The sequence below is a fragment of the Vescimonas coprocola genome (assembly GCF_018408575.1).
Classification (GTDB): Bacteria; Bacillota; Clostridia; order Oscillospirales; family Oscillospiraceae; genus Vescimonas; species Vescimonas coprocola.
The window spans coordinates 660,932-672,439 of sequence record NZ_AP023418.1 but is presented as its reverse complement, the minus strand read 5'-3'; the positions used below and the strand labels follow the sequence as shown (position 1 = coordinate 672,439).

Sequence of the window (11,508 nt, the reverse complement as noted above, 5' to 3'; positions counted from 1 at the left end):
CATCCCCCTCACATCAGCCGCAGCGCCTTCACCCCCTGCCGGGGCATATGACTGCGGCACCAGAAGTCCCGGTATGTCAGCAGGGCGTTGTTCCAAGCGGCACAGGCATTGTTGTACCGCTCCATCTCCCCGTTGGCGTAGTGGATCTGTGCCTCCACATAGTGGCGGTACAGCTCGTCATAGGGCGGCTGCACCAGCAGCACCGTGTCCTCCCCGGCGTCCTCCGGCGGCACCTCTGTCTCCTCTCCGCCTGCGTGGGGCTGATGCACCTCCCGCACTACGAAGCCCTCCGCCTGCAGAAGCCACCGCCGCTTCTCCGCCGTGGTGTACTGGTTGGGGAGCATGGCGTCCACCTGCTCCAGCACCTGCTTGACCGTCGCCATTCTCTCTCCCCCTTCCGTTCAGTTGGCCATGCGGTCTACATAGCTGCGGGCATCGTCCTCCATCATCCGGGCGTTCTCCAGCACCTGCGCCACAAACTCCGGCACCTGTACCTCCACGCCCTTCATGATCTTGAAGTTCCGCCCATTCACCGATACCAGCACGAAATTCTCCTCGTTCTTCCGTCCTCTGGGGATGAGCACCGTTTTCATTTTCTCCTGCATCTGCCTGCTCCTTTCCGTCCGCCGGGTGCGGGCGATACCGCCCGCACCCTCTGTTTTCCGCTTCTCTTTAGTTGGCCTTGTCCTGCCCGGAGTAGGAGGAGCCGCACTCCACCCGCACGATGTACTCGTCGTACAGGATCGCAGCGGCGTGAACGCCCTTCCAGCCCACGCTGGAGCGCTGATCCAGCGGATCGGCAGTGCCGGAGGAGCCACGGGGCTTCACGATGACCTCCGTGCCATCGTTGAGATCCACCACGCCGTAGGCGCCCTTTCCTACGAACAGGCAGCCGTATACGGCACAGCCCTCGGCGCCGCCCTCGCCGGGATAGATGACGGCGTTGTCGGCGGCGGTCACGGCGCTGTCCAGCGTCATGCTGCTGCCGGTGTTGCTGACCACACGGCGGCGCTCACCGCCCAGCAGCACATACCGGCCCGCCAGAGCGCCCGCCGCCACGGTGCCGCCGTCAAAGGCCACCACGGCGTTATTCTCCACCTTGCCGTTGACCAGCAAGGTGCGGCCGTTCTGTGCCAGATCCTCGCCCCGGAAGATTTTTGCCTCCGTGGTCTCCACAAAACGCACTCCGTGCAGCTCACCGATCTCGCCGGAGAACAGCTCCGTGGCAGCGGCATACTGATGTGCGGCGATCCACGCCTCGTCCTGCCGCAGATCGAAGGCCACACTGGGGTGCAGAATGCACACATACTTGCCGTCGAAGGTAGGTGCGTTCATCTTCTTCAGCTGGGTAGCGGCCTTGGCCACCATCTCGCTGGTCAGGCGGCACGCCGCCGTCAGAGCGCCACGGGCAGTGACCTCCGTCTTGCTGCCGTCTGCGCCGATGGCCGGAGCATACAGCACCTGCTTACCCTGCTGGATCTCATTGCGGGTCACGGTATCCAGCGTCAGCCCCATGTTGGCGCCGTGCCGATCGGTGATCTCCAGCACCACATCGTCGATGGCTGTCAGATCCAGCATATCCGACACCGTGGTGTAGTCACCGTACTGAGCCAGCTCCTTGGTGATGTAGCTGACGGAGATGCCGCTGCCGTCCGGGGTCACGCCCTCCGTCAGCGGGGTCAGCGCCTTGTCGAAGGAGCCGAACTTGCGCCATTCCACCGTCTTGCCGCCGCCGGTAGGCAGGGGCTTGGTGGCGGCGAACTGGTTGTGTACCAGCTGGGGCTTGGCGTTATCCAACAGCTCCATGCCGTAATAGGTTTTCATCTCGGCGGACAGTCCGCCGGTGGTCTGGGTGTTCTCCTGTGCAAACACCTGCAGATCGAACAGTTTCTCCATATTCCTCTTTCCTTTCTCCGCTTCGTTGTGTTCTTCCTGCGGCTCCATCCGTGGCCGCTCCCATCAGAAGGAGATTTTCTCCCCCTCCATGACCCGTCTGCGGATATCCGCCAGTTCACGGGAGGTCAGTCCTCTGGGATCGCTGCCCGTCACGCCTACACACCGCCCGCCGTTCTCTGCCGGACGTCTGCCCACGCTGGCGATAGAACGTGCCGCCTGCCGTGCCGTCCGCTTGGCGGAGTAGGCCATGGCCCGCCGCAGGATGTCCTCCCGATGCACCACCTCATAGGCCGCCATAGGCTCCACTCCGGCGCACACCAGCCGTCCGAAGGCCGGGTTCTCCATCTCCCGCTGCCACCGGAACTCCGGATAGACCTGCCGCACCTGCTCCTCCTGTGCCGCCATGGCCTCTATCGCCTGACGGGCCTGCTCCTGCCGCTGCTCCCGTTCCTGCCGGAGCCGTGCATTCTCCTGCCGCAGGCCCCGCAGCCGTCCATCCAGGATCTTCTGTACTCTGGCGTCGAAGTCCGCCTTGTACCTGCCCCGGATCAGCGCCGCAAAATTCTCCTGCTCCCCGGCGTCGGGAGCCGTATCGCCCGTCCGGGCCGCCTCATCGGCCACCCCCTCCTCTGCAAACCACTGCATCCACTGTACCCCTCTCATAGAGATACCTCCTTTCCGTGGTAGGTCACGACCCTATCTGCAATTCCCCTCCACCTCTACGCATTGGGGATACTGCGCCGCCAGCTGCGCCAGTCCGCACCGCACCAGCTCCAGCTCTGCCCGGCACGGCCCCTTGGCCGCCGCCGTCACATACCCCGGCCGGATCACCACCTCCCGCAGATTCTCCTCCTGCCGCAGGCTGCCGATCAGGGCAAATACCAGCGCCGATGCCGCCGCACACACGATGTCCTGCCCCTTGGGAGCATACCCGGCGTGACCCATCACCGTCACCCGGTCCCGTCCGAATACCGCCCGGATCATCGGGGCCTCACCGCCTCATGGGTCTGCTGACGCATCCGCTCCATGGCCGACTGCTTCACCGCCGTCCCGCCGCCGGAGGCCGCTCCCTCCGCCGGGGGCGCCATGGCAGCCTGCTGCTTACCCTGCAAAATAGCCGCCGTCAGCTGGTCCTTGTTCTTGAAGTCCATCAGCTCCAGACACCGCAGCGCCTGATCCGCCATATCCTCCCGGAAAAAGCCCATCTGAAACAGCTGCAGGGCCAGCTGGTTATACTCCATGGTCTTGTAGGGATTCTCATCCTGCGCCGACACCTCCAGATCGAACTCCGGCACCCGGTAGCAGACCCCCGTCCCATCGTCCATCACCTGCTCCCGCAGGCCCTGCCCGTCGTAGCTGACGAATTCCTCCCGGCCCATGGCCCCCAGCAGCCGGAACTGCCGGGGAAGCTGATAAAATTGCCGGATCAGCTCGATGACCAGCGTCACCACATCGGAAAACGCCTCATACCCGTCGTCGATCATGTTCCGGGACAGCTTGCCCCCCGCCTCCTGCAAGGCGGCGATGGCCGTGGCCGCCGTCACACCGGAGGCCGTTCCGCCGTTGGCCACGTCCCGGTTCCCCGCCGTCTCCTTCATCTCGGCGATCTTGCTCTGCATGATGGCCACATACACGCTGTCCAGCCCCGCCGTGTGAATAGGCGCAATGGAGTCCGCCCCCAGATTGCCGTTGGTGTGTACGAAGGGCCGGGTCCAATCGGCGTACTCGTTTTCGTTCACCGCCCCGTCCGACCGAATGAAAAACCGTGGCGTGGCCGCCGCCAGCGTATTCTTGAGAATGGCCTGATTCATCAGGTCGATCTGCTTCTGCGGGGATTTGCACAGATCCACATACCCGTACCCGCAGGGCGTCCCCTCCTCCGGGAACAGCACGTCGAACACAAAGGGATACTTCCCATGGTCATACCACCCCCGCTCCCGCAGCTCCGGGTCGTTCTCCGTGGCATACAGCACCGTCTCCCCCACGAACTTGCAGTACTGCAGCACCCTGCGCCCCTTCTCACGGGTGTGGTAGTACCAGTCCACCACCAGTGCCTTGTCGGAGGTATCCACCTGATCGTCATACAGGAACCGGCTCACGGTAAACCCTCCGCCGCCCAGCTTCCCCTTCAGCTGGGGATACTGCTCCTCCAGCACCTCATGGCTCACCAGCTCCGTGGAGAAGAAGTTGGCCGAATCCTGAATGTCCGTCACCCCCGGCTCCCAAAACAGGTTCAGCAGATCCATCCGCCGGATGGACACGTCCCCCAGACCGTTGAGCTTGCCCGCATCCCAGAACACGCCGTACACGGCGCACCCGCTTTTCAGCTTGTACCACCATGCGCTGGAATAGGTTCGCTTGAACTGGTTCTTCTTCAGGATGGCCGGCAGGATACGGGTCAGCTTGGCCGCCTCCGCCCGGTCCCCCGGTTCTCTGGGCAGCACCGTAGGCTCCGGGTAGCAGTCCATGGCGTCTGCGTGCTTGGAGAGGATGCAGTTCACCAGCCACCCGCTGGTGGGCTGCGGGTCGCCGGGATTTCCCCCCTCCCCCTTCTTCTCCATCTGCGGCCAGTGCCGCAGCTTCCAGAACTGCTCATTGTCGATGATACGCCGCTCCAGATTCACCTTCCCCTGCCGGTACTTCTTCAGAAGCTCCGCCGCCCGGCGCACCTCCTGCTCTCCGATGCGGGGCTTCTCCCCCGCCGTCTGCTGCGTTTTTCTCATGTCATTTCTCCCCTTCCGTTTGTCCAAAACAGCTTTCCTGTCCTCACTTCTCCGCCCACCGCCGCCGGAAGTTTCCCCTCCTGTTGCACGCCCCTGTGCAACACCGGAAATTTTTCCCGGTATTACCGCCTCGCCAGCATATTCAGTGGATCGTCCTGCACCGGCAGTGCCGTCTCCACCCGCCGGGGCGGGATAGGCCGGGCCATGCACAGATACCGGCTCTCATCGGCCACATGATCCTCCATCCGGGTGTCCAGATCCTCCGGCTCCGTCTCGGAGAACAGCAGCCCCGGCACGGTCCTGCGAAAAGCCCGGCACCCGGTGAACACATACAGCTGCGGATACCCCTCCTCGTCGAAGGCCATCCGATAGTGCATCTGCATCCATCCCGGTATCCGCCGATTGTCCCCCTTCATAAAGAAGATGCGGTGCTTCAGCGCCGTCTCATAGATGCTCTCTCCCCGGCTGCTGTCCCAAATGGCCGGGTCCGCCACCCCTAAAATATCCCGTCCCTTCAGCCACGGGTGGGTGTCCTCGATACGCCGGATCTCTGCAAACTGCTTCTCCGGCGTCCACTTTACCCCCTCATCCGGCTCCCCGGTGCAGCCATACAGTTCCAGGATCCGATACACGCACCCGTCGTGATCCACCGCCCACCAGCCGCAGGAAAAGGGCTTGGCATAGCCGAAGTCGTAGCTGCGCCAGATGCTCCACTCTCTGGGGATGTCGAAGGGCTCGATGACGTGGGTGAACCGCCTGTCCCGATAGTGGGCCGGGTCGTCCACAAACTCCTGAAAGAACTGCCCCTGAAACACGTCCCACTTGCCCTCCAGCCACGCCTGCCGCAGCCGCAGGGGCAGGGCCTCCAGCTGCCGCAGATAGTCCGGCTGCGCCCGCAGCAGCGCCTGATTGTCCGTGACCTTGGCGGGGATGAAGGCGTATTCCTCCGCCCGCTCTCCCGCCCGGTATCGCCGGTCGATGAACAGCCGCTTGATGTACCCATGCCCCGGCCCGCCGGGGTTGCAGGTATAGTACATCCTCTTGGGGAACTCATTCACCCCTCGCAGACACGCCGCAAACTGCCGCAGCCACTCCTCCTTCAGCTGGGTGGCCTCATCGATACAGATCACGTCGAACTCTGCCCCCTGATACCGATCCATATCCCCGTCACAGGCGCAGTACCCCAGCTCCAGCACGCTGCCGCCGGGGAACACCAGCTGCCGGGAGACCGCCTTGTATTCCGCCACCCCCGCCAACTGCCTGCGTAAAAACCGCAGGTGATTGCTCTCCAGCTCCGGCATGGTCCGCCGTACCAGCAAAATGCGGATGCCGGGGTACTTCAGGGCCATCAGCACTGCCTTGGTCCGCACTGCCCAGCTCTTCCCGCCACCTCTGGCCCCGCCGAAGGCCACATACTTCTTTTCACACTTCAAAAACTCCTCCTGCCGGGGGTTGGGCCGCTCCAGCTTCACCACCTGCACGCTCATCTGCTCCACTCCTCCGCTTCCTTCGCCAGCACCACCTTCACCGTCTCCGGCCCCTTGTCCGTCCGTTCCTCCAGCGTCACCAGCTCCCGCAGCAGCGCCGTCAGCTCCTTGAGTTCCTTGGCGTCCATATCCTCCATCTGCGCCACCATGCTCCCTGCACTGCGGCACAGGTTCCGGGCCGCCTGCTGCAAGCTGCCCCTCTGCTCCAGCCGCTCCCGCTGCCCTCGCTTATAGACACTCTCCACGGACACGCCGAACTCCTCCGCCAGCGCACGGGCCGTCTCCCCCTCTTTTCTCCGCCGCAGGATCTCCTCCCACGGCACATTTCTTTCCTTCCCCATCACACAGTCCCTTCTCTGAAAAACCCCGCAAAAAATTGCTCCGCATACCTCTCCAGACAATCCCGGCAGAAGATCTCCCCGTTCACCTGATAAAACCCCTCCTCCGGCCAGATCTCCCGTCCGCACAGCCCGCACTCCGCCACGGCCCGATCCCGATAAAACCGCTTCCGCATCTCCTCACCCCTCCTATCCCTCCCCGATCACCGGCCTTTGTTGCACCCGCTGTTGCCCTTTCCCGTCTCACACCTCCATTTTTCGCCCGCTCTCCTCCGCTGCCTGCAAAATTTTCTCCCTCCATCGCCGCCATCCCGCTCCAAATCACCGGAAAGCCCCCTCCCAGCCCCTCTTGCAGTCCCCCTCCCTGTGTGGTATCATAGTCTCCATCCCCCCGCTTTGATTTCACATTCAGGGGCCACGCCATGGGCATCATCCCCTGCGAGATACCGCTTCTGGAGTTCGATCCGGAGCAGACCGCCGTCATCGGCCCGGACTATGAGTAGCTGGACCTGCATCTGCCCCGGAAATGCGTGTTCGCCTTTCTCGGCGGCTACATCGACCGCTGCGCCCACGCTGCGGGAGCCAGACAGGTCGCCACCTTCAACAGCGCCACCAGGCTCTACCCCATCTATGTCACCACCTACCACGGGCAGGAGGTCGCCCTCTGTCAGGCCCCGGTGGGGGCCGCCGCAGCGGCCCAGCTGCTGGACTGGCTCATCAGCTACGGGGTCCGTGAGATCATCTCCGCCGGCAGCTGCGGCGTGCTGACGCCCTTTGACGAGGGTACCTTCCTTGTCCCCTGCAAGGCGCTGCGGGACGAGGGGGCCTCCTACCACTACGCCCCGCCCTCCCGCTATATAGAGATCAGCGAACCCGCCCGGCGGGCCATCGAGCAAACCATCCTCGCCCACCATATGCGCTATCAGGAGGTCGTCACATGGACGGCTTCTTCCGTGAGACGAAGGAGAAGGTCGCCTACCGCAAAAGCGAGGGCTGCTCCGTGGCGGAGATGGAGTGCTCTGCCCTTGCGGCCTGTGCCGCCTTCCGCAGCGCCACTTGGGGGATGCTTCTTTATACAGCGGACAGCCTTGCTGACGTCCAGCGCTACGACCAGCGGCACTGGGGCGGCAGCGCCTATGAATACGCCCTCACCCTGTGTCTCGACGCCGTTCTGGCCCTCTGACCCGAAATTTTCCCCCTCAGCAGATGCAAAGGAGGCCCTCATGAACCACACTGTGCACATCCGAAGCGTAAAGCCCGGAGATGCCCCGCAGCTTGCCCACATCCAGACCGAAAGCTGGAAAGCCGCCTTTCGGGAGATCATCCCCGCCGGCATCCTCTCCGAATATACGGACCCGGAGCCTGTGACCCGAATGTATGAGCATCTGCTGACCCATGGCAGCGCCCATGGATACATTCTGGAGTTGGACGGTGCGCCCCACGGTATCGCATGGTGGGACGCCGCCAGAGAGCCCGACATGGCCGGGACCGCCGAGCTGATCTGCATCCATTCCCTGTCGGCACACTGGCATCAGGGCTATGGCAAGCTGCTGCTGGAGAAGGTCCTGCGGGACGTGAAAAGCGCCGGATACCCCTCCATCCTGCTTTGGGTATTCGATGCCAATCTGCCTGCCATCCGGTTCTATCAATCCCTCGGCTTCACCGCCAGCGGCAGAAAGCGTCCCTCCTTCGGTTCCGTGGAGGAGATGTATACCAAGGCCCTCTGACCCCCACAACCGCCCAAAAGGCCCGCCGCAGAAGTATCTGCGGCGGGCCTTTTCCCCAAATTAAAAAATCCCCCGAAGCACTCCCATAAGAGCGCTCCGGGGTGTTTTGTCTTTCCACACTGGCCGGTATCCCGGCCGCTTGTTATTTCTCGGCCCGGAAGGCGTATACTGCGCCATCCTCTACACCGGTGGCGTCCACGCCGGTCTGGGCGTACTCGCCGTTGATATAGAAGGCCCAGTACATCCCGTCGGTGTCATAGTCCAGCGTGATGCCGTTGACGGTCTTGACGTACAGCCCATAGCTGCTGTCCTCTCCGGCGATGACACCCTGATCCAGCAGGGCCTTGCCCACGGTGTCGGCGTCGGTCTTGACGGTGAACGTCACCTTACCGCCGTCCTTATCCACCACCTCCATGGTGAAGGACTTGGCACCCTCACCGATGGTGGCGCCGTCCTTGGCCACGCCGTTTACCACGCCATTGTCCTTCTGGCCGCAGCCCACCATCACCAGCACCATTACCAGTGCCAGCACGCCGGTCACCATCTTTTTCATGTTTGTTACCTCCAAATTTTAATCATGTAACCCCAGCAGCAAACTGCCGTGTGTCACCTCTACCATAATATCTTGCCCAATAAAGTGATTGCTTACACCCAGCGGCACCGAGGCCGTCAAGGTCGCCCCCTCCAGCGGGTACTGCGCCCCCCGGATGGTGACGCCCTCAGCGTCCGGCCCCACGCAGAAAACCGACAAAATGCCCTCCGGACGGGCCGGAAACACGATGCTGCCGTCCCGGATGGCGGTCCATCGCTCGCCCCGTCCGTGGAGCCAGCCTTCGGCCCCGTGATCCGCCAGATACAAAAGCGCCTGAAAATTGGCCACGGTGTGATCCGTCCGCTGTCCTCCCATGCCGCCATAGAGATGGAACAGCGTCTCGCCCCGCTCCAGCCCCCGCTTGACGGCCAGCATCATGTCCGTGTCATCCTTCTCCACCGGCACCCGCTCCACATGGGGCAGCGCCGGTACCTCCGCCAGCGAATCGAAATCCCCCAGCAGCAGCTGCGGCTCCACCCCCGCCCTCCGGCAGGCGGTGTATCCGCCATCGGCGGCGATCACATAGTCCTCCGCACCGGGCCGTTCCTCCAGCCCGTCAAAATCTCCTGCGCCGAAAATATAGCACGCCATGTCCGTCACCTCTGCTCCTTCGTTTCATCCTCCGGCAGCTGATGCAGCCGCTGGCGCAGCTCGTGGATGTGCCGGGCCGCCTCTGGATACTTCCGCTGGAACCGCTGCTCCAGCTCCTCTCGATGAGCCGCCAGATACGAAGCGATCTCCGGGTGTTGACGCCGCAGCGCCTCCGTCACCCGTTCCCGCTCCTGCTCCAGCTCCAGCAGCACCGCATCCTCCGACCGCTCCAGCAGCCGGGAAAGCTCTGCCAGATGCTCCTCCAGATGCTGTAAAATAGCGTCCCGGTCGATCACGCCCTGCCACCGGCCCCGCTCCAGCAGGAACTCCAGCTCCTGCTCCCGCTGCTCCGGCTTCGTCTCCTCCAGCGTCTGCAAAACCTGTCCCGTCATGGCATCCAGCTTGCTCTGGGCTTCCTCGCCGTAGGCCCACTCCAGCTCCTGCGTCTGCCGCAGCAGCTCCGGCACCGCATGGCGCATCTCCTCCGGGATCCACTGCTTCACCTCGCCCTCTGCGGCGCCGCAGTCCTCCAGCGCCGCATACAAGGTCCGGCGCACAGCGCCCTCCTCGATGAGTTCCCCGGCCCCGAAGCGCCGCAGCTCGTCGTTGACCTGTCCGATATGCTCCGTCAGGTACAGCCGCACCCCCTGCTCCTTCAGCCGCCGGTACAGCAGCACCAGCCGTTCCGCCGAGGTCAGATCCACGCTGACGATGCCGCTGGCATCCACGATCACCGCCCGGATACCGGGCTTCACGCAGTTCTCCACATCCTTCTGGAACCGGTCGATGTTGGCAAAGAACAGTCCGCCGCTGAACCGGTACAGGGCCACTCCCTCCAGCGGATGCGCCTGACTCATGCGCCCCAGCGGGTAGAAGCCCGGCTGCCCGGAGATGACCCCCAGCAGCTCCCGGCTGGGCTGGGAGGCCCGCCGGATCACATCCACGAAGGACAGCAGCACGCCGATGACCACACCATAGATGGTCCCCAGCACCAGCACGCCCAGAAAGGCCGCCAGAAAAATGGCCAGCTCCTTCCGATCCGCCCGCAGCAGCCGGTGGGCCATGTCGAACTCCACCGCCCCCAGCAGGGCCGAAATAACGATGGCCGTCAGCACCGGCACCGGCAGCAGCCGGATCAGCCCGCTGCCCCACAGCAGCACCGCCGCCATCCCCGCTGCCGCCACCAGCGACACCGCTTGGGTCTTGCCCCGGTACTGCACATTCATGGAGGAGCGGGACACGCTGCCGTTTACCGGGCAGCAGCCCACCATGCCGGCTCCCAGATTGGCCGCCGCAAAGGCCAGCAGCTCCTGACTGTCCCGAATCTCATAGCCGTCCCGCATGGCGAAGCTGCTCTCGGCCAGCAGCGTCTCCGCCATGATGACCACCGCCACCGGCAGGCTGTTGCCCAGCCCCTCCGTCAGGCTGACAGCGCTCCAGTCCGGCAGATGCAGCGCCGGAAGTCCCGGCTCCACTGCGCCCAGACACGCTACGCCATGCCCCGGCAGGTCAAACAGCACCGTGGCCAGCGCCCCCAGTCCCATCACCACGATGGCCATGGGGAATTTGGGTCTCAGCCGCTTGGCCGCCAGCAGGATCACCAGCGCCGCCGCCCCCAGCCCCAGAGACAGGGGATGGACCTGCACCCCGGCCAGATGCCGCACCAGCTCCGGCAGCTCTCCGGTACCGGCGGTGCCGCCCATGAGCTTGGGCAGCTGCATCAGAATGATGGTGCAGCAGATACCGCTGATAAATCCCCCCATCACAGAGGTGGACACGAACCGCAGCACCCGCCCCGCCCGCAGCAGGGCAAACAGCAGCAGCCATACCCCCACGTAGAAGGTCAGAACCGGCACCACCCGCTCCGCCTCGGCGGAGCCCATGGCGATGCCCATACCTCCCAGCACACCGCCGATCATGGCCGCCGGGGCGGCATCCACGCCGAAGATGAACTGCGGCGACGTAGACAGCAGCGCAAACAGGATCACCGGCAGCAGTGATCCGTACAAACCATATACCGCCGGAAGCCCGGCGATCTGGGCATAGCCCATGGAAATGGGGATGGACACGGCGGCAATGACCACGCCGGACAGCACGTCCTGCCCCAGCCACTTCCGCTGATAGCCCTTCCCCGTGGGAAACAGATACCTCATC

The 11,508-nt window shown here is 63.9% G+C and carries 13 protein-coding genes; 1 reads left to right on the top strand and 12 read right to left on the bottom strand.

Going from position 1 to position 11,508, the window contains the following annotated elements:
• Positions 1 to 8: 8 nt before the first annotated feature.
• The 9 genes from KJS28_RS03325 to KJS28_RS03285 all read right to left on the bottom strand — a co-directional run bounded on the left by KJS28_RS03325 (position 9) and on the right by KJS28_RS03285 (position 6,620).
• On the bottom strand, positions 9 to 383 hold the full coding sequence (locus KJS28_RS03325; protein WP_213541733.1) for a hypothetical protein: 375 nt from the start codon (positions 381 to 383) through the stop codon (positions 9 to 11).
• 18 nt (positions 384 to 401) lie between these two features.
• Positions 402 to 605, bottom strand: coding sequence for a hypothetical protein (locus tag KJS28_RS03320; protein ID WP_021859403.1), 204 nt, complete (start codon positions 603 to 605; stop codon positions 402 to 404).
• A 67-nt stretch (positions 606 to 672) separates the two neighbouring features.
• On the bottom strand, positions 673 to 1,896 hold the full coding sequence (locus KJS28_RS03315; protein WP_213541732.1) for a N4-gp56 family major capsid protein: 1,224 nt from the start codon (positions 1,894 to 1,896) through the stop codon (positions 673 to 675).
• A 63-nt stretch (positions 1,897 to 1,959) separates the two neighbouring features.
• The gene (locus KJS28_RS03310; RefSeq protein WP_213541731.1) at positions 1,960 to 2,559 is read right to left on the bottom strand and encodes a hypothetical protein; all 600 of its coding nucleotides are present in this window, start codon (positions 2,557 to 2,559) and stop codon (positions 1,960 to 1,962) included.
• Between the two features lie 33 nt (positions 2,560 to 2,592).
• Positions 2,593 to 2,880, bottom strand: coding sequence for a ribosomal-processing cysteine protease Prp (locus KJS28_RS03305; protein WP_213541730.1), 288 nt, complete (start codon positions 2,878 to 2,880; stop codon positions 2,593 to 2,595).
• On the bottom strand, positions 2,877 to 4,619 hold the full coding sequence (locus tag KJS28_RS03300) for a portal protein (RefSeq protein ID WP_213541729.1): 1,743 nt from the start codon (positions 4,617 to 4,619) through the stop codon (positions 2,877 to 2,879). The genes KJS28_RS03305 and KJS28_RS03300 overlap by 4 nt, the downstream gene beginning before the upstream one ends.
• Before the next feature lie 122 nt (positions 4,620 to 4,741).
• Positions 4,742 to 6,106 carry a phage terminase large subunit gene (locus tag KJS28_RS03295; protein WP_228298458.1) on the bottom strand — a complete coding sequence of 455 codons (1,365 nt, stop codon included), beginning with the start codon at positions 6,104 to 6,106 and terminating at the stop codon, positions 4,742 to 4,744.
• Positions 6,103 to 6,447, bottom strand: a complete 345-nt coding sequence (locus KJS28_RS03290; RefSeq protein ID WP_213541727.1) for a helix-turn-helix domain-containing protein — start codon at positions 6,445 to 6,447, stop codon at positions 6,103 to 6,105. Before KJS28_RS03290 ends, KJS28_RS03295 begins: the two co-directional genes overlap by 4 nt.
• Positions 6,447 to 6,620 carry a hypothetical protein gene (locus KJS28_RS03285; RefSeq protein ID WP_213541726.1) on the bottom strand — a complete coding sequence of 58 codons (174 nt, stop codon included), beginning with the start codon at positions 6,618 to 6,620 and terminating at the stop codon, positions 6,447 to 6,449. Before KJS28_RS03285 ends, KJS28_RS03290 begins: the two co-directional genes overlap by 1 nt.
• A gap of 354 nt (positions 6,621 to 6,974) precedes the next feature.
• Between KJS28_RS03285 and KJS28_RS12880 the strand changes: the two genes are divergently transcribed.
• On the top strand, positions 6,975 to 8,171 hold the full coding sequence (locus tag KJS28_RS12880; RefSeq protein WP_456341199.1) for a GNAT family N-acetyltransferase: 1,197 nt from the start codon (positions 6,975 to 6,977) through the stop codon (positions 8,169 to 8,171).
• A gap of 142 nt (positions 8,172 to 8,313) precedes the next feature.
• Here the strand turns inward: KJS28_RS12880 and KJS28_RS03270 are convergent, their stop codons facing one another.
• The 3 genes from KJS28_RS03270 to KJS28_RS03260 are packed head-to-tail and all read right to left on the bottom strand — an operon-like array spanning position 8,314 to position 11,507.
• Positions 8,314 to 8,724 carry a DUF4430 domain-containing protein gene (locus KJS28_RS03270; protein ID WP_213541724.1) on the bottom strand — a complete coding sequence of 137 codons (411 nt, stop codon included), beginning with the start codon at positions 8,722 to 8,724 and terminating at the stop codon, positions 8,314 to 8,316.
• A gap of 18 nt (positions 8,725 to 8,742) precedes the next feature.
• Entirely contained in the window at positions 8,743 to 9,354 is a 612-nt protein-coding gene (locus KJS28_RS03265; protein WP_213541723.1) for a thiamine diphosphokinase, read from the bottom strand.
• Positions 9,355 to 9,359: 5 nt separating this feature from the next.
• The gene (locus tag KJS28_RS03260; RefSeq protein ID WP_213541722.1) at positions 9,360 to 11,507 is read right to left on the bottom strand and encodes a SulP family inorganic anion transporter; all 2,148 of its coding nucleotides are present in this window, start codon (positions 11,505 to 11,507) and stop codon (positions 9,360 to 9,362) included.
• Between the last annotated feature and the right edge of the window lies 1 nt (position 11,508).

Coding starts and splice junctions, on each gene's coding strand:
- KJS28_RS03305 (WP_213541730.1), bottom strand. CDS start 2,880: ATGATCCGGGCGGTATTCGGACGGGACCGGGTGACGGTGATGGGTCAC.
- KJS28_RS03320 (WP_021859403.1), bottom strand. CDS start 605: ATGCAGGAGAAAATGAAAACGGTGCTCATCCCCAGAGGACGGAAGAAC.
- KJS28_RS03310 (WP_213541731.1), bottom strand. CDS start 2,559: ATGAGAGGGGTACAGTGGATGCAGTGGTTTGCAGAGGAGGGGGTGGCC.
- KJS28_RS03265 (WP_213541723.1), bottom strand. CDS start 9,354: ATGGCGTGCTATATTTTCGGCGCAGGAGATTTTGACGGGCTGGAGGAA.
- KJS28_RS03260 (WP_213541722.1), bottom strand. CDS start 11,507: ATGAGGTATCTGTTTCCCACGGGGAAGGGCTATCAGCGGAAGTGGCTG.
- KJS28_RS03315 (WP_213541732.1), bottom strand. CDS start 1,896: ATGGAGAAACTGTTCGATCTGCAGGTGTTTGCACAGGAGAACACCCAG.
- KJS28_RS03285 (WP_213541726.1), bottom strand. CDS start 6,620: ATGCGGAAGCGGTTTTATCGGGATCGGGCCGTGGCGGAGTGCGGGCTG.
- KJS28_RS03325 (WP_213541733.1), bottom strand. CDS start 383: ATGGCGACGGTCAAGCAGGTGCTGGAGCAGGTGGACGCCATGCTCCCC.
- KJS28_RS03300 (WP_213541729.1), bottom strand. CDS start 4,619: ATGAGAAAAACGCAGCAGACGGCGGGGGAGAAGCCCCGCATCGGAGAG.
- KJS28_RS03290 (WP_213541727.1), bottom strand. CDS start 6,447: ATGGGGAAGGAAAGAAATGTGCCGTGGGAGGAGATCCTGCGGCGGAGA.
- KJS28_RS03295 (WP_228298458.1), bottom strand. CDS start 6,106: ATGAGCGTGCAGGTGGTGAAGCTGGAGCGGCCCAACCCCCGGCAGGAG.
- KJS28_RS03270 (WP_213541724.1), bottom strand. CDS start 8,724: ATGAAAAAGATGGTGACCGGCGTGCTGGCACTGGTAATGGTGCTGGTG.